The following is a 21,304-nucleotide window of genomic DNA, read 5'->3' as shown; positions in this document are numbered from 1 at the left end:
GAAATCGGGGGAAAGAAAATATGAGTGAGAAAAAATCATTACTGGTCGATAAAAGTAAGATGCCTCTGGCGATGGGACTTGCGTTCGTGGCATTTACCACACAGTTTGGCGGAGGATTCGCATCCGGCGCACAGATCTATCAGTACTTTATTAATTACGGTATCTGGTGTCTGATCCTGCCACTGGTCACACAGGGCTTATATGCACTGTTTTTCTGGTATGGCATGCGTTATGCATACAAACACAAAACATACGACTACAGAAGTTTTTCAGACAGCATGTATGGTAAGACTCGCCACGTGATGTCCAACCTGTATGAGATCTGTTACCTGATCATGATCGGTACCGCATCCGCTGCAGCATTTGCAACCGGAGGTTCTACCTTACAGACACTGTTTGGCATCCCATATTGGGTATGTACACTGATCATCGCAGCATTTATCTTCTTCATTGCTCTGTATGGAACCAATGTAGTAAGAAAATGTGCTTCTACTCTGAGTGTGCTGATCATCATCGGTCTGGTACTGGTACTGGTTCCGAATATCATCGCACAGTGGGGTGATATCACAGCCTCCATCGGGCGCATGACTTCCGGAGAGATGCCGGTGATCTCGTCTGAGACCGGTGCATTCGGCCCGGCACTGTGGTCCGCAGTCCTGTATTTCTTCTTCCAGCTGGCATCGGTATCTGTTATGTACCAGCATATGGAAGATGTTACCGATGTAAAGCAGATCAACAAAGCAGCCATCTGGATGTTCATCTGCAACTTCCTGGCCATGGAACTTTCCATCTTCGGTCTGCTGGCCATCGCCTACGTGGCAGAGCTGGCCACCGCATCCGTTCCGATGCTGGTTCTGGTGCAAAATGGCGTAGGTTCCGGTATCCTGACCCCGATCATCTCGATCCTGATCATCCTCGGCGCTATCTCCACAGCCGTAAACATGATCTCCGGTATTGTAACCCGTTGCGTTAACGCGATGGAACGCCGCATGGACAGCAAAGAGAAAAAAGCAAAAGGCCATCTGGCAAGAAATGCAGTCTTCACTGCAATCTTTACCTTCCTGGCTTTCGCAATCGCACAGTTCGGTCTGATGACAGTTGTCAAGAAAGGATATGCTTACCTTGGTTATGCAGCACTGATCACACTGTTTATTCCGTTTGTGGTACATGCGATCGGAACGAAAGGGAAAGAGATTTAATCGGAGTGTAAAATACGAAAAAAGAGATTTGTCGTTCTATGATAGATAGATAAAGGAAAACATACCGAATGCAATGATTTCAAAGATCCTTGGCGTAAATCAGGTAACGATAGAAAAATAGATTGCAGAAGAAAAGTGGATAAGAAATAATTATTGGTATACGATGCAAAGAAACAGGCAGATATGATTTTATGAATTCATATCTGCCTGTTTCTTTATTTTACGTTTTTCTTTCTGGCTGTTTTTTTCTTCTTACGTTTCTTCTTTTTCTTCATCGCAAGCACAATCTCCATAATGATGATCAGAAACAACACACCGCCCAGTGCAAAGTAATACCAGGGGACAGCTGTAAAGACAGAGGTGACAAAAGAAGTAATCACCGTGCCCACAGGAGCGACAAATGCGAGTACTTTCTGGAAAATACCGGAAGCTGTTTCTTTTGCAGAATTTCCGAGATCAGATGCAGCAGCGCTGCCGGACTTTTTGCAGATGTTTGTGGGTTCACTGTGTAACAGTGCCTGGATCGCAGTGTCCGGGATGGATTCGTAGCCTACCGGATACTGGTTGTATGTATAGCTGCGGCAGAGGGTTCCGTCTCCCGGGTTGCAGGTGGTCTCTACGGAGGACAGATCCATGCCGGCCGGCAGCGTTACCGTGCAGGTCGGGCGGAGATTTGCAACTGTCTCGGGCTGTCCGAAGTACAGCGATGGGTACAGCATCTTTGCATCTGCCCAGGTTTTCCGGTTGAAGATGGAATAATTCTGGAAATTATTGAATCCGTAATCGAGAAGGGAAGCCGTATCCGTATAAATCTGTCTTCCGTTGGTTCGAAGCGATACACATACAAGCTGTCGGCCATTCCGCTCTGCGTAAGTGACCAGTGTGTTTAAGGCCGCCTGGGTGAATCCGGTCTTGCCGCCGGTACATCCCTCATACGTATAATCCCTGTCCGGAAGCATCTTATGATGGTTGCTCAGCCATCGCTCTTCCCCACACTTGTTGGTCTTTCCGATGCAGTAGGTAGTCGTCTGGCAGACCTTGCGGAACGTTGCATTGTTGTATGCCGCCTGTGCGATCAGTGCCATATCATGTGCCGTCGTATAATGATTCTCGTCCGGAAGCCCGTTCGGGTTGGTAAAATGCGTGTTCGTGCATCCCAGGGAAGCTGCTTTCTGGTTCATCAGTTCCACGAATGCATCCACACTGCCGCTGATATGTTCCGCCACGGCGATACAGACTTCATTGGCAGATTCGAGCATCATGCCGTACAGACAGTCTTCCATAGTCAGGTTTTCCCCAAGCCGGATCCCGATATTGGAACTTCCCTGTTCGATGCCGTAGACAGCATTTTCCGAAAAAGTGACTTTTTCGGACGGACGGGAATGTTCGATCGCGATCAGTGTGGTGAGAATCTTAGTGATACTGGCCGGATACTTTGCGACATCCATGTTTTTGGAATAGAGGAAAGTCCCGCTGTCCAGATCCATGACAACGGCTGATTCTGCCCATACGGCAGGCCCCTGTGGCCAGTTGGCGGTGTCGTTGGACTGGATTGGCTCAAAGTAGGCATCCGGTTCGATTCGTTCCGGTTCCGTCGTTTCGCCTTCGGTCTGACCTTCTGCCGCTTCTTTGGTGTCTGCGGATGGATTTCCCGTGTCCTGAGAAACCGTGGTATCTGCCGCCGGTTGCTCAACAGTAACTTCTGCAGCATCAACCGCAGAAGAAGACAGACCGGACAGGCCCAGCAAAATAGACGCCGAGAGCGCGAGAAGGCGATGACGGTATCTTCGATTGTTCATAAAAAACTCCTTTGATTTCCATTTTTGCATTATAAAATACAGGGTCTGCAGACCCTGATTTCAACTATTATACCACAGCCATGGACAAAATACGACAAAAAACCTGGAATCCGTCGGGTTGTAAGAAATGGGTACAGTACACAGTAACAGAAAATGTATCTGAACGGACTTGCAAAACAGTGGCAGAGTGTTATATAGTGGATATAAAATATATGGTTGGATCAGAAACAGTAAGATATTTAAAAATAACATTATGTAAACTTATGGAGAATAAAACCAATACTACAAAGACGCAATAAGGAGAAGAACGATGACAAAAGAGCAGTTAATCGCTTTATTAAATGATATGTCCCTGGAAGAAAAAGTCAATCAGATGAGCCAGGTGGTCGGCGGATTCTTTGCAGACGATACGGTGATCACAGGACCGATGGCAGAGATGGGATTTACAGAGGAAAATATCGCACTGTCCGGATCTGTTATCGGATCGATGGGTGCGGAGAATGTAAAAAAGATCCAGAAAGCCTACATGGAAAAACATCCACATCATATTCCGCTGTTATTTATGCTGGATATCATCAACGGATACAAGACGGTATTTCCAATCCCGCTGGCTCAGGGAGCAACCTTTGAACCGGAAATTTCAGAAAAATGTGCTGCTGTCGCAGCAAAAGAGGCTGCTGTCAGCGGCCTGCATGTAACCTTTGCCCCGATGACAGACCTGGTACGTGATGCCAGATGGGGACGCGTGATGGAGTCCACCGGGGAGGATCCGTATCTGAATGGACTGTTCTGTGAGAGTATGGTACGCGGTTTCCAGGGAGAGGATCTGCGTGAGGAATACCGGATCGGTGCCTGCGTGAAACATTTTGCAGGATACGGTGCACCGACAGCCGGAAGAGATTATAACACGGTAGAGTTATCCGAGCATACCTTCCGTGAGTTCTATCTGCCGTCCTACAAGGCCGGGATCGATGCGAAAGCTGCGCTTGTGATGACATCCTTTAATACGCTGAACGGTGTACCGGCCACGGGCAGTAAAAAGCTGATGCGGAATATTCTCCGCGATGAACTGGGATTTGACGGTGTATTGATCTCTGACTGGGCTGCGATCGAAGAGATGATTTATCACGGATACTGTGCAGATAAAGAAGAGGCTGCAATCCGTGCGGTAAAAGCCGGTGTGGATATCGATATGATGGCAGGAATCTACAGCGATAACCTGTGCCGTCTGGTGAAGGAAGGAACGATTTCGGAAGAACTGATAGACGAGTGCTGTATGCGGATACTGGAGCTGAAAAATAAACTGGGACTGTTCGAACATCCGTATAAAGATGCGGATGAAGAAAAGGAAAAACAGGTGATCCTATGTGAAGAACACCGCAGACTGGCAAGAGAAGCAGCAAGAAAATCCTTTGTTCTGCTGAAAAATGAAGAACAGATACTGCCGCTAAAGAAAACGGAAAAAACAGCATATATCGGACCTTATGTAAACACCAGAAATCTGATGGGATCCTGGTCGATCATCGGAGAGGCGAAAGATGTAAAAACAATCAGGGAAGTGCTGAAACAGGAAAATCTGGCAGAAAATGTAGTCTTTGCACAGGGTTCCCCGATGCTTGGCGCGGATGTGGTTCTGGAAGGATTCACCGAGGGAACACAGGAATCTTCCTGTACACCGCAGGAAGAGGCACAGATGTTGGAAGAGGCAGTAAAGGCAGCAGCCGGAGCCAAAAAAGTAGTCCTCTGTATCGGTGAAGACCGTCTGCAGTCAGGAGAGGCAACCAGTAATGCGAATATTCAGATTCCGGAGATTCAGCAGAAATTACTGGATCGGGTAGCAGAAGTCAATGACAACATCGTCGTGGTTCTGTTCTCCGGACGTCCGTTAGATATCCGCGACATCAAGGCGAAAGTAAAAGCCATTCTGGAAGTATGGATGCCCGGCACAGAGGGAGCCGGAGCGATCGCAGATGTTCTGTACGGTGCATACAACCCGACCGGAAAACTGCCGATGAGTTTCCCGTACTGTGTGGGACAGGTTCCGGTTCATTATAACGAATATGCCACCGGCCGTCCCCATGTGGAAGGCAAAGACAAGGATCGTTTCCGTTCCAAATATCTGGACATCCCGAACGCACCGCTGTATCCGTTCGGCTACGGGCTGAGCTATACGACCTTTACTGTTTCGGAAGTTTCTCTGGACAAAGACAGCATGAAAGACGGAGAAAGCATCCGGGCAGCGGTAACCGTAAAAAATACAGGCACCTGTGCCGGAACCGAAACCATCCAGCTGTATCTCCATGACGTTGCCGCAAGCGTGGTACGACCAGTTAAAGAACTGAAAGATTTCCGGAAAGTTACCCTGCAGCCGGAAGAAGAGGCAAGAGTGGAATTTACCATTACGGAACCACAGCTTTGTTTCCTGAGTGAAAATAATATTTTTGAGAGTGAAGCAGGTATTTTCGAAATTTTTATCGGTACGGACAGTACAACAACAAATAAAGCGAAATTTACCCTTGAAAAACAGTAAAATTCCTTGACAACCACTTTGCCAGGTATATATAATGAGGGTTAGTAAAAACGAAGACGGAGACAGTAGTCTGTGCCTGAAAGCCTCAGCGAGCCGGGGGAGGTGGAAGCCCGGTGCCGGTCGGTCAGATGAACATCACTCCTGAGTTGCACTCTGAAACCTGCGGGTAGTAGGAGATGCCGGTTGTTCCGCCGTTAAAGGGAAGGTGTATCGGTGAAGAGCCCGTACATTGTAAGAGGTGGTATAACGATGGTAATGTAGCCTTCGTCCTGTTACAGGGACGAAGGCTTTTTGGATTTACAGGAAGAAGTATAACAAACCGCTTTTGAAAATAATAAAGGAGGATTCTGAGATGTATCAGAAAGTGTCAACCAATCTGAACTTTGTGGACAGAGAGAAAAAGACAGAACAGTTCTGGAAGGAAAATCATATTTTTGAAAAAAGTATGGAACAGAGAAAACAGGGAGAAACCTACACATTTTATGACGGACCGCCGACAGCAAACGGAAAACCGCATATCGGTCACGTACTGACCCGTGTCATCAAGGATATGATCCCACGTTACCGTACCATGAAAGGATACATGGTACCGAGAAAAGCCGGCTGGGATACCCATGGTCTTCCGGTAGAGCTGGAAGTAGAAAAGAAACTGGGGCTGGACGGAAAAGAACAGATCGAAGAATATGGTATGGAACCATTTATCCAGCAGTGTAAAGAAAGTGTCTGGAAATACAAAGGCATGTGGGAAGATTTTTCTTCTACGGTAGGTTTCTGGGCTGATATGGAGCATCCATATGTAACTTATGATGATAATTTTATCGAGTCTGAGTGGTGGGCACTGAAACAGATCTGGGACAAAGGTCTGTTATATAAAGGATTCAAGATCGTACCTTACTGTCCGCGCTGTGGAACACCGCTTTCCGCACAGGAAGTATCTCAGGGATACAAAACCGTAAAAGAACGCTCCGCGATCGTTCGCTTTAAAGTGATCGGCGAAGATGCTTATTTTCTGGCATGGACCACAACTCCGTGGACACTGCCTTCCAACGTGGCACTGTGTGTGAACCCGGATGAGACTTACTGTAAAGTAAAGGCAGCTGACGGATACACCTATTACATGGCAGAAGCCTTGTTGGACAAAGTGCTTGGCAAACTGGGAGACGAAGAAAAACCGGCTTACGAAGTTCTTGAGAAATATACAGGAAAAGATCTGGAATACAAAGAATACGAACCGCTGTATGCATGCGCAGGCGAAGCAGCAGCAAAACAGAAAAAGAAAGCACATTTTGTTACCTGCGATACTTACGTAACCATGAGCGATGGTACCGGTATCGTTCATATCGCACCGGCTTTCGGTGAAGATGACAGCCGTATCGGACGCAACTATAATCTGCCGTTCGTACAGTTTGTAGATGGAAAAGGTCATCTGACCAAAGAAACTCCGTATGCAGATATCTTTGTAAAAGATGCTGATCCGAAAGTTCTGGTGGATCTGGACAAAGAAGGAAAACTCTTCGAAGCACCGAAATTCGAGCATGAATATCCACACTGCTGGCGTTGTGATACACCACTGATCTATTATGCAAGAGAATCCTGGTTTATCAAGATGACAGCGGTAAAAGATGATCTGATCCGTAACAACAATACCATCAACTGGATCCCGGAAAGCATCGGTAAAGGTCGTTTCGGCGACTGGCTGGAGAATGTGCAGGACTGGGGTATTTCCAGAAACCGTTACTGGGGAACTCCTCTGAATATCTGGGAATGTGAGTGCGGATGCCAGCATTCTGTGGGAAGCAGAGAAGAACTGTATGAGATGAGCGGTGACGAGCGTGCAAAAACCGTAGAACTCCATCGTCCGTACATCGATGACATCACCATCAAATGCCCGGAGTGCGGAAAACCGATGCACAGAGTACCGGAAGTTATCGACTGCTGGTTCGACTCAGGAGCAATGCCATTTGCGCAGCATCATTATCCATTTGAAAATAAAGAACTTTTTGAACAGCAGTTCCCGGCACAGTTTATCTCAGAAGCAGTAGACCAGACCCGTGGATGGTTCTACTCTCTGCTGGCGGAATCCACCCTGTTATTCAACAAGGCTCCGTACCAGAACGTTATCGTACTGGGTCATGTACAGGATGAAAATGGTCAGAAGATGAGTAAGTCCAAAGGAAATGCGGTAGATCCGTTCGATGCACTGCAGACATACGGGGCAGATGCGATCCGCTGGTACTTCTATATCAACAGTGCACCGTGGCTGCCGAACCGTTTCCATGGAAAAGCGGTACAGGAAGGTCAGAGAAAATTCATGAGTACTCTGTGGAATACCTATGCGTTCTTTGTACTCTATGCAAATATCGATGAGTTCGATGCAACAAAATACACCCTGGATTATGATAAGTTGTCCGTTATGGACAAATGGCTGCTGTCCAAACTGAATACCGTGATCCAGACCGTAGACGACAACCTGAACAACTACCGGATCCCGGAAGCTGCAAGAGCACTGCAGGAATTCGTAGATGATATGAGTAACTGGTATGTAAGACGAAGCCGTGAACGTTTCTGGGCGAAAGGAATGGAACAGGATAAGATCAATGCCTATATGACACTGTACACTTCTCTGGTAACCATCTCCAAAGTTGCTGCTCCGATGATTCCGTTCATGACCGAAGATATCTACCAGAACCTGGTAAGAAGCATCGATAAAGATGCTCCGGAAAGCATTCATCTGTGTGACTTCCCGGTTGCCAACAAAGAATGGATCGACAAAGATCTGGAAGCAAATATGGACCACCTGCTGAATGTGGTTGTTATGGGCCGTGCCTGCAGAAATACTGCAAACATCAAGAACCGTCAGCCGATCGCAGCCATGTATGTAAAAGCTCCGTACGGATTGTCCGAATACTTTACCGCGATCATCGCAGACGAGCTGAACGTAAAAGAAGTAAAATTCACCGATAACATCGAAAACTTTATTTCTTACAGCTTCAAACCGCAGCTGAAGACCGTAGGACCGAAATACGGAAAACTTTTAAACGGTATCCGTAAAGCATTAAGCGAACTTGACGGAAACAAAGCCATGGCTGAGTTTCGTGCAAACGGCGAGTTAAAACTTGACATCGACGGTAATGAAGTTGTATTATCAGAAGGGGATTTGCTGATCGAAACTGCACAGATGGAAGGTTATGTAACCGAGTCTGACAACGATATCGCAGTTGTTCTGGATACCAATCTGACTCCGGAACTGATCGAAGAAGGTTTCGTAAGAGAGATCATCAGCAAGATCCAAACCATGCGAAAAGAAGCTGGCTTTGAAGTAATGGATAAGATCCAGGTGTATGTGAAAGACAACAAAGTAATTGAAGACATTATGAAGGCACATGCGGAAGAGATTCAGGCAGAGGTATTGGCAGAGAAGCTACTTACCGATACTGCTCAGGGTTATGTAAAATCCTGGAATATCAATTCCCAGGAAGTAACACTGGGAGTTGAGAAAATGAATTAGTTGTATTGAAAATTCAGTACCTTTACAATTAGCAAATTGTAACAAAGTATGTGGATCAGGGGGCGGGTACAAATGTATCAGCCCCTTTTTTCATGATACAGGATCTGTTTGCTTTCTGTATCATTATAAATATCATTGCAAATGAGGAGGTTTCCAATGTTAGACAGTCATTTCAAAAAAGAAGAGTTTAAAAAAGCGGTCAAAGAAAACGTAAAGATGCTTTACCGTAAGACAATCGATGAAGCAACACAGCAGCAGATCTTCCAGGCCGTTTCTCTGGCTGTAAAAGATGTTATTATCGATAACTGGCTGGCAACTCAAAAACAGTATGAGAAAGATGATCCGAAGATCGTATATTATCTTTCCATGGAGTTTCTGATGGGTCGTGCCCTGGGTAATAATCTGATCAATCTGACTGCATATAAAGAAGTAAAGGAAGCACTGGACGAGCTGGGATTTGATCTGAACGTGATCGAAGATCAGGAGCCGGATCCGGCACTGGGTAACGGTGGTCTGGGAAGACTGGCAGCATGTTTCCTGGATTCTCTGGCAACTCTGGGATACTGTGCATATGGCTGTGGTATCCGTTATCACTATGGTCTGTTCAAACAGAAAATCGAAGACGGCTATCAGATAGAAGTACCGGATAACTGGCTGAAAGATGGTTATCCATTCGAACTGCGTCGTCCGGAATATGCAAAAGAAGTAAAATTCGGCGGATATGTACGCGTGGAATATGATGCAGCTACCGGAAGAAATCAGTTCATCCAGGAAGGTTATCAGTCTGTAATGGCTATTCCTTACGATATGCCGATCGTTGGTTACAATAACAAGATCGTCAACACTCTGAGAATCTGGGATGCAGAACCGATCACTGATTTCCGTCTGGATCTGTTTGACAAGGGAGAATATCATAAAGCCGTTGAACAGGAAAACCTGGCTAAGAATATCGTAGAGGTTCTGTACCCGAATGATAACCATTATGCAGGTAAAGAGCTTCGTCTGAAACAGCAGTATTTCTTCATTTCTGCAAGTATCCAGGAAGCAATCGCAAAATTCAAAAAGAACCACGACGATCTGCATGATCTGCCGAAGAAAGTAACCTTCCAGCTGAACGATACCCATCCGACCATGACGGTTGCCGAACTGATGCGTATCCTGCTGGATGAAGAAGGAATGACCTGGGAAGAAGCATGGGATATCACAACGCATACCTGTGCATACACCAACCATACCATCATGGCAGAAGCTCTGGAAAAATGGCCGATCGAGCTGTTCTCCAAACTGCTTCCTCGTGTATATCAGATCATCGAAGAGATCAACCGCAGATTTATCCTGGAGATCCAGAACAAATATCCGGGAAATCAGGAAAAGATCCGGAAAATGGCAATCATCTACGACGGACAGGTTAAGATGGCTCACCTGGCAATCGCCGGCGGTTATTCTGTAAACGGTGTTGCAAGACTGCATACAGAGATCCTGAAGAAACAGGAACTGAAAGATTTCTACGAGATGTATCCGGAGAAATTCAACAATAAGACAAACGGTATCACACAGAGACGTTTCCTGATGCATGCGAACCCGTTGCTGGCTGACTGGATTACAGATCACATCGGTGACGGCTGGATCACCGATCTGCCGGAACTGGCAAAACTGAAAGTTTACGTGGATGACAAGAAAGCTTTGCAGGAGTTCATGAATATCAAATATCAGAACAAAGTACGTCTGGCAAAATACATCCAGGAGCACAACGGAATCGAAGTCAATCCTCATTCTATCTTCGATGTTCAGGTTAAGAGACTGCATGAGTACAAACGTCAGCTGATGAATATTCTGCACGTTATGTATCTGTACAACGAGATTAAGGCACATCCGGAAATGGATTTCTATCCAAGAACATTCATCTTCGGTGCAAAGGCAGCTGCCGGATATCGCCGTGCAAAACTGACCATTAAACTGATTAATTCTGTTGCAGATGTGATCAATAACGATGCTTCTATCAATGGTAAACTGAAAGTTGTATTTATCGAAAACTACCGTGTATCCAATGCGGAACTGATCTTCGCAGCAGCAGATGTTTCCGAACAGATCTCCACTGCAAGTAAAGAGGCATCCGGTACCGGTAATATGAAGTTCATGCTGAACGGTGCACCGACTCTGGGAACCATGGATGGTGCAAACGTGGAAATCGTAGAAGAAGTTGGTGCAGAGAATGCATTCATCTTCGGTCTGACCGCTGATCAGGTTATCAACTACGAAAACAACGGCGGATACGATCCAATGCAGTACTTCAACAACGATCCGGATATCCGTAACGTACTGATGCAGCTGATCAATGGAACTTACTCCAACGGAGATTTCAACATGTTCCATGAGATCTACGATTCTCTGCTGAACACAAACTGCAGTGATCGTGCAGATACTTACTTTATCCTGGCAGACTTCAAGTCTTATGCAGAAGCACAGAAGAAGGTGGAAGCTGCTTACAGAGACAGCGAAAGATGGGCGAAGATGGCTCTTCTGAATACTGCCAGTGCAGGTAAATTCTCTTCTGACAGAACGATTCAGCAGTATGTGGATGAGATCTGGCATCTGGATAAGGTTACGATTGAAGAGTAATTTTATTTAGTAAATCATATGTTGTAGGACGGACGCGGCCGGATGACCGTTTCCGGTCCCGGCAACGTGGGCAGGGGAACTTTGAACTAGCCGCTAACTCCGACTATAATTTGCTTGGGTCAGCTGACCCAAGCAAAAGTCTACGTAAGCGTCGGATTTCAAAGCTTCCCTTAAGCGCCCACACAGTGTTGCCTGGACCGGAAACGGTCAGCCGATTGCTGTGCGTTGGCAAATGGAAAATCTATACAATTACGACCGCAACCTTCTCCACACCACAATCGCAGTCGAAGAAAGGCGCCCTCATGGAAAGTTGGCAGATTGTCGAGCACGAGTTTGAGACTACAGGCTCAAACCGAGCGCAGACCCTGCCTGCTTTCCATGAGGGCGCCTTTCTTCGACGGACCTTTGTCAGTACCGTAAATATAGGAACGAATCCCTGTTTTTATCAAACTTTAAACCGATATCCAACCCCCCAGATCGTTTCAATATACTGCGGTTTTGCCGTATTAAACTCGATCTTCTCCCGGATCTTCTTAATATGCACCGTAACCGTAGCAATATCTCCCACAGACTCCATATCCCAGATTTCCCGGAATAACTCATCCTTTGTAAACACTCTGTTCGGATTCTGTGCCAGGAAGGTCAGAAGATCGAATTCCTTGGTGGTAAAATTCCTTTCCTCTCCATTCACCCAGACTCTTCGTGCTGTCTTATCAATCTTGATCCCGCGGATCTCAATAATATCATTTTCCTGTACACCCGATCCGATCAGCCGCTCATACCGCGCCAGATGCGCTTTTACTCTTGCCACCAGTTCACTGGGACTGAAAGGTTTTGTCATGTAATCATCTGCTCCGAGTCCAAGTCCCCGGATCTTGTCAATGTCATCTTTCTTGGCAGAAACCATAATGATCGGCGTGTTCTTCTGGGCCCGGATCTCCCGGCAGATATCAAACCCGTTCATCTCCGGCAACATCAGATCCAGGATCACCAGATTAAAATCTTCTGTCAGAGAACGTTTTAGTCCGACATCACCCCGATGCTCGATCTCTACTTCAAACCCGCTCAGCTCCAGATAATCCTTTTCCAGATCTGCGATTGCTTCTTCATCTTCGATAATTAATATTTTACTCATGTACAGGTACCTCCTGATATTTTCTCAAAGCCAGATACATGGTAGTACCTGTGCCTTCTTTACTTGTTGCCCAGACCTGACCGCCGTGATCTTCCATGATCTTTTTAACGATGGAAAGACCGATACCGCTTCCGCCCTTAGAAGAATTTCTCGAAGCATCCGTGCGGTAGAAACGCTCGAAAATATTTGCCAGATCCTTCTGTGCGATTCCTTTTCCGTTATCTTCAATTTCAATCTGAATAAAATCTCCTACATCCCGCAGGCGGATATTGATCACACCTTTCGGTTTGTTCATATATTTCAGAGAATTGCTGATGATATTGTTGATGACACGTTTTAACTGCTCTGCATCTGCAATTACCACCGCATCTTCTTCCAGATAATTGAAATATGTCAGCGATATACCGCTTGAGTCCAGTTCTACACTCAGTTCATCTACACAGTCTTCAAAATAATCACTGATATGAATCTTGTTGAACGTATACGGGATCCGGTTTGTATCAATCTTGGAATAAAAGGTCAGTTCGTTGATCAGCCGGTCCATTTCATTTGCCTTATTATAGATGGTGCGGATATATCGGTCCATCTTCTCCGGCGTGTCTGCCACGCCGTCCATGATGCCTTCCACATAACCCTTGACAGCTGTGATCGGTGTCTTCAGATCATGGGAAATATTGCTGATCAGTTCCTTATTTTCCTTGTCAAATGCCACTTTTTCTTCAGCAGACTCCTTCAGGCGTTTGCGCATTTCCTCAAAATCATCACATAGATCTCCGATCTCATCCACACCTGTTTTTTCAATTGTAAAGTCCAGATTGCCTTCCTTGATATTTTTTGTTGCTTCCTTCAGCTGAGTCAGTGGAGTCATTACGCCGCGATATGTCCAGGTACAAAGCCCCAGGGCAGTGAGAATCAGGATCAGGATGATCACAAACACAGTATCCAGCAGGATCTTCTTTAACTGAGGAACCATGGAATTGGAATGGAAAATAATAAACGCACTTCCTTTGACACCGTCAGTAAAGGTAAAATCCACCTGCTTGATAAGGGACTGCACATCGGCACCGATATAGACCCCACGGTCATTGTCGGCAGAAGGATCGCCGTATTCCGGAAGTTCGGAAAAGAGCAGTTCATCCTGTGTCGGGGAACCACAGTAAAACATATCGTTACCCTTCCGGATCAGCAGATAAGCATTTTTCCCGGTCAGATCCTGATTCAGCGAATTCAGATAAGAAGTTTCCTCCAGCTTTTCCGGATCCGAAGAGGCTGTTTTCTCGAGAGTGGAGAATGTTTTCTGCGTCATTTTGCTCAACAGCATGGTATTGTTGGAGAGATTTTCATAAGTAACCCCTTCGATTCCATATTTCTTTTCCAGTGACCAGACCTGATACATGGTAAAACCGGTAACTGCAACACCGGTCAGGATCAGAGGAACCAGAATGATCACAAAAAATGAGATAACCATACGATTTTTCAGTTTCATAGTTTCACCTGTTTTCTGTTTTGATATAGACGGGCAGAAGTACCCATAATGATATATCAAGTATAGCATATAGCATGTGCTTTTTCATCTAAACAAAGTAGGATAATTCTAAAGATTCTGTAAAATTATGAGAAAGCCTCCCGTGTCTGCCGTGAAAAAACAGAAACCCCGGCAATGTCTGTGCCTGCGGAGAAAACATAAGAGCGATGGAAAGAAACAGAAGAATGTTCTGAAAAATAAAAATATAAATGTTAGAATTTGGTAAAATCATTCAATAAATTCAGTTTTCTTCTGGAAATATGTAGCATAATAGCATAAAAAATAGTATAATAGACACAGAAATATGAAAGAGAGGGCTTACATATGAAGCAAAATAACATGTTGGCCATGATCCTGGCTGGAGGAAGAGGAAGCAGACTTCATGACCTGACAAAAAAAGTTGCCAAACCTGCAGTATCATACGGCGGAAAATATCGGATCATTGATTTTCCACTGAGTAACTGTGCAAACAGTGGAATCGATGTAGTCGGCGTACTGACTCAGTACGAATCCGTCCTGCTGAACAGTTATGCAGCCGCAGGAAGAAGATGGGGTCTGGATACCAAAGACAGCGGCGTATATATTCTGCCACCACGGGAAAAAGCAGATGCAAACCTGGACGTATACAGAGGAACTGCGGATGCTATTTCTCAGAACATTGACTTTATTGATACCTATGCACCGGAATATCTGCTGGTTCTTTCGGGTGACCATATTTACAAGATGGACTACGATGAGATGCTTGATTACCACAAAGAACATCATGCAGATGCAACCATCGCCGTTATCGAGGTTCCGATGAAAGAAGCAAGCCGTTTTGGTATCATGAATACAGAAGAAGGCGGAAAAATCGTAGAATTCGAGGAGAAACCTGCGGAGCCTAAGAGCAATCTGGCATCCATGGGAATCTATATCTTTAACTGGAAACTGCTTCGGAAGATGCTTCTTGCTGATATGAAAGATCCGGATTCCAACCATGATTTCGGAAAAGACATCATCCCAAGAATGCTGGAAGACCAGAAAACACTGTATGCGTATAAGTTCAAAGGATACTGGAAAGATGTGGGAACCATCGATTCCTTATGGGAAGCCAATATGGATCTGCTGGATAAGAACAATGCACTGGATCTTGCCGACAGTTCCTGGAAGATCTATACCCAGGATACCGATGCACTGCCACAGTATATCGGTGCGCAGGCGAGTATAGAGAGAGCATTTATCACACAGGGATGTATCGTGGATGGTCTGGTTAAGAACTCTGTCCTGTTTACAGGAGCAAAAGTAGCACCGGGAGCAAAAATTATTGACAGTGTACTGATGCCGGGTGTGGAAGTAGAAGAAGGTGCAGTTGTAACACGCGCCCTTGTTGCGGACCACGTAAAGATCGGAAAGAATGCGATTGTCGGCAGTGCAGACAGTGAAAATATCGAACTGGTTGCAAAACGTGTAAAGGGGGAAGAATAAGATGAGTAGAGCATTTGGAATCGTAAATTTCGCAGGCAATAATATACAGGGGAATCCGATGCAGGCTTATCGTCCGACCGGAGCGATCTCTTTTCTCGGAAGATATCGTGTGATCGACTTCCCGATTTCCAATATGAGTAACAGTGGAATTGATTCCATTCAGGTGTACATCCGTAGAAAGCCACGTTCCCTGGTAGAACATCTGGGAACAGGACGCCACTACAATATCAATTCCAAACGTGGCAATTTAAATCTTCTGTTCTGTGAAAACGGAGACGAAAATAGTATTTACAGTACGGATCTGGCAGCTTATGTGGAAAACCTGGATGCCATTGAGGAGATGAGTGAAGAGTACGTAGTCATCGTACCAAGCTATATGGTTTATACTGCAGATTACGAAGAATTTTTACAGAACCATATCGAATCCGGTGCGGATATCACACTGATGTATCAGAATGTGGACAATGCAAAAGATCATTTCCTGAACTGCCAGGTGCTGAATCTGAACAAACAAAAAGGTGTGCTGTCTCTGGAACCAAACCACGGAAATGTAAAAAACAGAAATATTTTCATGGACACCTATGTAATGAAAAAAGAGATCTTCCTGGATCTGATCGATAAAGGACGCAAGCTGTCTTCCGTATATACACTGGCAGATGCACTCAATGAATCCTGTGGAGAGATGGATATCCGTGGAGTATCTCACAGAGGTTATTTTGCAGCAATGACCGATCTCAAGAGTTATTTTGATGCCAACGAAGAACTGCTTGACCGCAGGAAAGCAAGAGAGCTGTTTCATGAAGAGTGGACGGTCTATACCCGTACCAACGATTCCTGCCCGACCCAGTATTTTGAAGGCAGCAATGTAAAATCATCCGTAATTTCCAATGGATGTCTGATAGAAGGAATGGTAGAAAATTCAATCATTGGACGTGGATGTGAGATCAGGAAGGGTGCGGTTGTCCGCAACTGTGTGGTAAATGCAGACGTAGTGATCGGCAAAGATGTGCATGTGGAAAATATGGTCATTGACAAACATGCGAAACTGATCCACAGCAATCAGATTATTGCAGAGCCGGAAAAACCGGGTTATATCCGCAGAGGAGACAAGCTGTAAGAACAGACAGGATATTATAATGCAGATTGTGTGGCAGGATCACGGATCAAAAGATCCCATGGTTTATTGATCACGTAAATAATCGTATCTCTGTGGGAAAGTGACGAAGATGCATACGAAAAGCGGAAGCTCTTTTGCTACTGAACGATCGGTAGAAAAAGAGCTTCTGTTACTTATTTTATTCCGATTATTTTTCCGGAAGTGTTTGAATTTTGAATTTATGAAGATTCCGAGAGTACATGAGAAAGAAAAGGAGTGAGCAGATGGAAGGACACTCGGTATCCGGCGAAAGCCGGAAAAACGGATGGGTGGAACAGAAAAAGCAATTGACGAAAGTATTGAAAATCGCATGGCCGGCAGTCTTTGAGTCTTTTTTTATCTCGCTGGCGGGCATGATTGATGTCTATATGGTCAGTGGACTCGGTTCGGAAGCAGTGGCTTCGGTGGGACTGACGACACAGCCAAAATTCCTCGGACTGTCTTTATTTTTTGCGATGAACGTGGCGATTGCCGCGATCGTTGCCAGACGAACAGGAGAAAAAGACAAAAGAAGAGCAAATGAAACGCTGGCAGAGGCAATCCTTCTTACGATTCTCTTCGGCGCGGTCATCACGGTTGCCTGTGTGAGTCTGGCAGGATGGCTGATGGAAAAGTGTGGATCCGCACCGGATACCCATGACGGAGCGGTGATTTATTTTCAGATTATTATGGGTGGGATGATCTTTAATATTATATCCATGGTGATCAATGCTGCACAGAGAGGGGCAGGAAACACCAAAATCGCGATGTATACCAACACCATATCCAGCATCGTCAATATTATTGGAAATTATCTTTTGATCGGCGGTCATCTTGGATTCCCTAAACTGGGGATTCGCGGAGCAGCACTGGCGACGGTGCTTGGAACGGTTGTGGGGTGTACGATCAGTGTAATGTCACTGTTTCGGAAGGATTCTTTCCTCAGTATTCCGTATATTATAAAAGAAGGGCTGTGGAAACGGTTCGAATCGGTAAAAATAATCTTAAAACTTTCAAGCAGTACATTCGTGGAGCAGATTCTGATGCGTATCGGTTTTATGTCAACCGCTGTGATGGCAGCTGACATGGGAACGGCGGCGATGGCGGCACATCAGGTGGGAATGAATGCGCTGAGCCTGTCGTTCTCTTTCGGTGATGGTATGCAGGCGGCAGCCGTGGCACTGATCGGGCAGAGTCTCGGAAGCAAAGAACCGCAGGAGGCAAAGCGACACGGGATGACCTGTGAAAAAGTGGCACTTGTGATGGCTGTTTTTATGTCCATGTTCTATCTGTTTTGCGGAAAGTGGCTGTTCGGACTGTTCTTTGCAGAAGCACATATCGTGGAGATCGGTGCGAGGATCAGCCGGATTCTGATAGTGATCGTGCTGTTCCAGATCTGTCAGGTGGTATTCACCGGAGCACTGCGCGGCGCGGGCGATGTGGTGTACACCATGATCAGTTCTACCATCAGCGTTACCTTTGTGAGAACGGCTGTTTCGTATATATGTTGCTATATTGTTGGCTGGGGAATCTACGGAATCTGGATGGGTATCGTAGCGGATCAGTTCTGTCGTCTGATGCTAAGCGGCATACGGTTCCGGAACGGAAAGTGGATGAAAATCAGGATTTGACCTATTTATAAAAATTTTATGGTGCCTGACACCGTTTACCCCCTTGACGAACAGGCAAAACTGCGTTATGTTATTAGACGTAAATTGTATAGAAAGCTTTTCTCTTATTCAGAGTGATGGAGATACATAGGATCTGTGAAGTCACGGCAACCCCGGATACGGAAGGTGCCTACCTGAGCGAGTAATCGAACAATAAGGGGATTTGATATATCGAAGTATTGAGTCCGCTTTTGGCGGGCTCATTTTTAGATTATACGTTGGAAAGAAAATGCGATATGACATTATCTTAAACGATAAACCCGGGAGAAAAGCACCCAGGGGTAAACCCCAGAGAAAAAGGAGAATGAGAATGGAAAAACGTTTGTTTACTTCAGAATCTGTAACCGAAGGCCATCCGGACAAAATCTGTGACCAGATTTCCGATGCAGTCCTGGACGCACTGATGGAACAGGATCCGATGAGCCGTGTAGCCTGCGAGACAGCCATCACCACTGGTCTGGTACTGGTTATGGGTGAGATCACAACAAAAGGATATGTAGATATCCAGAAAATCGTAAGAGATACCGTTCGTGAGATCGGATATGACAGAGGAAAATACGGTTTTGATTCAGAGAACTGTGGTGTGATCACAGCCATCGACGAGCAGTCCACCGATATCGCTATGGGTGTCGACAAAGCGCTGGAAGCAAAAGAACATAAAATGTCTGACGAAGAGATCGATGCCATCGGAGCAGGAGATCAGGGTATGATGTTCGGTTTCGCAACCAACGAGACAGAAGAATATATGCCGCTGGCCATCTCTCTGGCACACAAACTGACCAGACAGCTGACAAAGGTAAGAAAAGACGGCACACTGGCTTATCTGAGACCGGACGGAAAATCTCAGGTAACTGTAGAATATGATGATAACGGAAAAGCATACCGTCTGGATGCAGTCGTACTGTCCACACAGCACGATCCGGATGTAACACAGGAACAGATCCACGAAGATATCAAAAAATATGTCTTCGATGAGGTTCTTCCGGCAGAGATGGTAGATGCAGATACCAAATTCTTTGTAAATCCGACAGGAAGATTCGTAATCGGCGGACCAAACGGTGACAGTGGTCTGACAGGAAGAAAGATCATCGTAGATACTTACGGTGGATATGGTCGTCACGGTGGTGGAGCTTTCTCCGGAAAAGACTGCACTAAAGTTGACCGTTCCGCAGCTTACGCAGCACGTTATGTTGCAAAGAATATTGTAGCAGCAGGTCTGGCTGACCAGTGTGAGATCCAGCTGTCTTATGCGATCGGTGTGGCACATCCGACTTCCATCAACGTAGACACCGCAGGAACCGGTAAAGTGAGCGATGAAAAACTGGTAGAGATCATCCGTGAAAACTTCGATCTGAGACCGGCCGGAATCATTAAGATGCTGGATCTGAGAAGACCGATCTACAAACAGACTGCAGCTTACGGACATTTCGGAAGAAATGATCTGGATCTGCCGTGGGAAAAACTGGATAAAGTAGATGTCCTGAAAAAATATCTGTAAGATATTTTTGCACAGAGTAAATATACAATATAAAGGTTGAGAGTAACGATTCAGTAGGCAGTATTTCGCGAGGGTACTGAATCGTTACGATTGAGAAACGAAACTGCCGCAGGAATTTTAACTTCCTGCGGCAATTTTGTTTTACTTGCATTGCATATCAATAATTAGAAAAGGGAGGGCCGGGGTTTTAGTGCCCCGGCAGTATGAAAAAGTGTTTTGGCAGCTGGTGCAAACAGCTGCACGAATCTATATAAAAGGTAATTGTTTTTTGTCGAGGTCCGACAGTCACAGGGTTTGTAAAATATTCCGGCAACGATGCTCAGTCTTTGTCACCGGCTCTGGCTGTCATCATCTGTATCCGCCGTCCTCTTTGTTTTGATACTGTAAGTATACATGGAGTTTGTGTCCATTTTATGGAAATGAGATAAAGGATTTCTAAACTCTTTTAAGAAATGTTTAAAATATCTGGAAGAGTTTCCGGTGGTCTGGTAAGATAGATGGGAGTGAATAGAAAGAGAGAATGCTGATTATGGGCAAATTGTTTTATATTATGGGAAAGAGCGCATCGGGAAAAGATACGATTTATCAGCGCCTTTTAAGAAATCCGGAGTTTTCTCTGGAACGTCTGGTGATCTACACCACCCGCCCGATCCGGGACGGGGAACTGGATGGCAGGGAGTACCATTTTGTGACGGAAGAGGATTTTCAGAAACTGAAAGCAGAGGGAAAGATTATCGAAGACCGGGGGTATGAGACGGTTTACGGGCTGTGGCGGTATTTTACGGCGGATAATATGAATCTGGAAGAGAAAAGCTATCTGGGAATCGGAACACTGGAATCCTATGAAAAATTAAAGGCATATTATGGAGAGGAAAAGATCCGCCCCATTTATATAGAAGTGGAAGACGGAGAACGCCTGAAGCGGGCGATCGCGAGGGAAGAGACGCAGGAAGCACCGAAATACGAAGAAATGTGCCGGAGATTTCTGGCAGATGCACAGGATTTCAGTGAGGAAAAGATCCGGCAGGCAGGAATCACCCATAGATTTTCCAATATGGACGGGGCGGGAGGCTACTCTGAGATTGAAAAGTATTTAAGGAGTGTGCTATAATAATGATATTCCGCAGACAGAGTACAATATAATATAGTATTCTTTTGCGCAGAGATATTGTGAAAAAAGCAGCTGTGGAAGCCTGTGGTGATAAAACCGGAGATTACCACA

Annotated in this window: 12 protein-coding genes and 1 riboswitch; of the genes, 9 read left to right on the top strand and 3 right to left on the bottom strand. The window is 45.5% G+C overall.

All coding sequences use genetic code 11. The features are described 5' to 3' along the window. Positions 1-20 precede the first annotated feature (20 nt). Complete coding sequence (locus FYJ57_RS03145; protein ID WP_154431495.1) at positions 21-1,199, top strand: YkvI family membrane protein; 1,179 nt, start codon at positions 21-23, stop codon at positions 1,197-1,199. A 215-nt stretch (positions 1,200-1,414) separates the two neighbouring features. On the opposite strand, the gene FYJ57_RS03140 is transcribed toward FYJ57_RS03145, so the two are convergent. After that, positions 1,415-2,998, bottom strand: coding sequence for a D-alanyl-D-alanine carboxypeptidase family protein (locus FYJ57_RS03140; RefSeq protein ID WP_205839898.1), 1,584 nt, complete (start codon positions 2,996-2,998; stop codon positions 1,415-1,417). Positions 2,999-3,308: 310 nt separating this feature from the next. Between FYJ57_RS03140 and bglX the strand changes: the two genes are divergently transcribed. From bglX to FYJ57_RS03125, 3 genes are all read left to right on the top strand, one after another. Beyond that, positions 3,309-5,528: a beta-glucosidase BglX gene (gene bglX, locus FYJ57_RS03135; RefSeq protein WP_154431493.1), complete on the top strand. Its 2,220-nt coding sequence runs from the start codon at positions 3,309-3,311 to the stop codon at positions 5,526-5,528. Positions 5,529-5,880: 352 nt separating this feature from the next. Then, positions 5,881-9,036, top strand: coding sequence for an isoleucine--tRNA ligase (gene ileS, locus FYJ57_RS03130; protein ID WP_154431492.1), 3,156 nt, complete (start codon positions 5,881-5,883; stop codon positions 9,034-9,036). A 156-nt stretch (positions 9,037-9,192) separates the two neighbouring features. Beyond that, positions 9,193-11,655: a glycogen/starch/alpha-glucan phosphorylase gene (locus FYJ57_RS03125; RefSeq protein WP_154431491.1), complete on the top strand. Its 2,463-nt coding sequence runs from the start codon at positions 9,193-9,195 to the stop codon at positions 11,653-11,655. A gap of 445 nt (positions 11,656-12,100) precedes the next feature. On the opposite strand, the gene FYJ57_RS03120 is transcribed toward FYJ57_RS03125, so the two are convergent. Then, positions 12,101-12,790: a response regulator transcription factor gene (locus FYJ57_RS03120; protein WP_154431490.1), complete on the bottom strand. Its 690-nt coding sequence runs from the start codon at positions 12,788-12,790 to the stop codon at positions 12,101-12,103. Next, complete coding sequence (locus FYJ57_RS03115) at positions 12,783-14,276, bottom strand: HAMP domain-containing sensor histidine kinase (protein WP_154431489.1); 1,494 nt, start codon at positions 14,274-14,276, stop codon at positions 12,783-12,785. Before FYJ57_RS03115 ends, FYJ57_RS03120 begins: the two co-directional genes overlap by 8 nt. A gap of 363 nt (positions 14,277-14,639) precedes the next feature. Between FYJ57_RS03115 and FYJ57_RS03110 the strand changes: the two genes are divergently transcribed. The 5 genes from FYJ57_RS03110 to FYJ57_RS03090 all read left to right on the top strand — a co-directional run bounded on the left by FYJ57_RS03110 (position 14,640) and on the right by FYJ57_RS03090 (position 21,193). Then, positions 14,640-15,779, top strand: a complete 1,140-nt coding sequence (locus FYJ57_RS03110) for a glucose-1-phosphate adenylyltransferase (protein ID WP_154431488.1) — start codon at positions 14,640-14,642, stop codon at positions 15,777-15,779. A gap of 1 nt (position 15,780) precedes the next feature. After that, on the top strand, positions 15,781-16,896 hold the full coding sequence (gene glgD, locus FYJ57_RS03105; protein WP_022398745.1) for a glucose-1-phosphate adenylyltransferase subunit GlgD: 1,116 nt from the start codon (positions 15,781-15,783) through the stop codon (positions 16,894-16,896). A gap of 263 nt (positions 16,897-17,159) precedes the next feature. Further along, positions 17,160-18,545 carry an MATE family efflux transporter gene (locus tag FYJ57_RS03100; RefSeq protein ID WP_154431487.1) on the top strand — a complete coding sequence of 462 codons (1,386 nt, stop codon included), beginning with the start codon at positions 17,160-17,162 and terminating at the stop codon, positions 18,543-18,545. A 101-nt stretch (positions 18,546-18,646) separates the two neighbouring features. Then, positions 18,647-18,744: riboswitch (SAM riboswitch) on the top strand. A 150-nt stretch (positions 18,745-18,894) separates the two neighbouring features. Further along, positions 18,895-20,082 (top strand): methionine adenosyltransferase, encoded by a 1,188-nt coding sequence (gene metK / locus FYJ57_RS03095; protein WP_022171844.1) that lies wholly within the window; start codon positions 18,895-18,897, stop codon positions 20,080-20,082. A 529-nt stretch (positions 20,083-20,611) separates the two neighbouring features. Then, positions 20,612-21,193 carry a nucleoside/nucleotide kinase family protein gene (locus tag FYJ57_RS03090; RefSeq protein WP_154431486.1) on the top strand — a complete coding sequence of 194 codons (582 nt, stop codon included), beginning with the start codon at positions 20,612-20,614 and terminating at the stop codon, positions 21,191-21,193. Positions 21,194-21,304 lie beyond the last annotated feature (111 nt).

This window comes from Oliverpabstia intestinalis, from assembly GCF_009696065.1.
Taxonomy (GTDB): Bacteria; Bacillota; Clostridia; order Lachnospirales; family Lachnospiraceae; genus Oliverpabstia; species Oliverpabstia intestinalis.
This window is presented reverse-complemented; position numbering and strand designations above follow the sequence as displayed.

Bases quoted from the DNA above. Each gene is read 5' to 3' on its own strand.
- FYJ57_RS03145 (WP_154431495.1), top strand. From the start codon at position 21: ATGAGTGAGAAAAAATCATTACTGGTCGATAAAAGTAAGATGCCTCTG.
- FYJ57_RS03140 (WP_205839898.1), bottom strand. From the start codon at position 2,998: ATGAACAATCGAAGATACCGTCATCGCCTTCTCGCGCTCTCGGCGTCT.
- bglX (WP_154431493.1), top strand. From the start codon at position 3,309: ATGACAAAAGAGCAGTTAATCGCTTTATTAAATGATATGTCCCTGGAA.
- ileS (WP_154431492.1), top strand. From the start codon at position 5,881: ATGTATCAGAAAGTGTCAACCAATCTGAACTTTGTGGACAGAGAGAAA.
- FYJ57_RS03125 (WP_154431491.1), top strand. From the start codon at position 9,193: ATGTTAGACAGTCATTTCAAAAAAGAAGAGTTTAAAAAAGCGGTCAAA.
- FYJ57_RS03120 (WP_154431490.1), bottom strand. From the start codon at position 12,790: ATGAGTAAAATATTAATTATCGAAGATGAAGAAGCAATCGCAGATCTG.
- FYJ57_RS03115 (WP_154431489.1), bottom strand. From the start codon at position 14,276: ATGAAACTGAAAAATCGTATGGTTATCTCATTTTTTGTGATCATTCTG.
- FYJ57_RS03110 (WP_154431488.1), top strand. From the start codon at position 14,640: ATGAAGCAAAATAACATGTTGGCCATGATCCTGGCTGGAGGAAGAGGA.
- glgD (WP_022398745.1), top strand. From the start codon at position 15,781: ATGAGTAGAGCATTTGGAATCGTAAATTTCGCAGGCAATAATATACAG.
- FYJ57_RS03100 (WP_154431487.1), top strand. From the start codon at position 17,160: ATGGAAGGACACTCGGTATCCGGCGAAAGCCGGAAAAACGGATGGGTG.
- metK (WP_022171844.1), top strand. From the start codon at position 18,895: ATGGAAAAACGTTTGTTTACTTCAGAATCTGTAACCGAAGGCCATCCG.
- FYJ57_RS03090 (WP_154431486.1), top strand. From the start codon at position 20,612: ATGGGCAAATTGTTTTATATTATGGGAAAGAGCGCATCGGGAAAAGAT.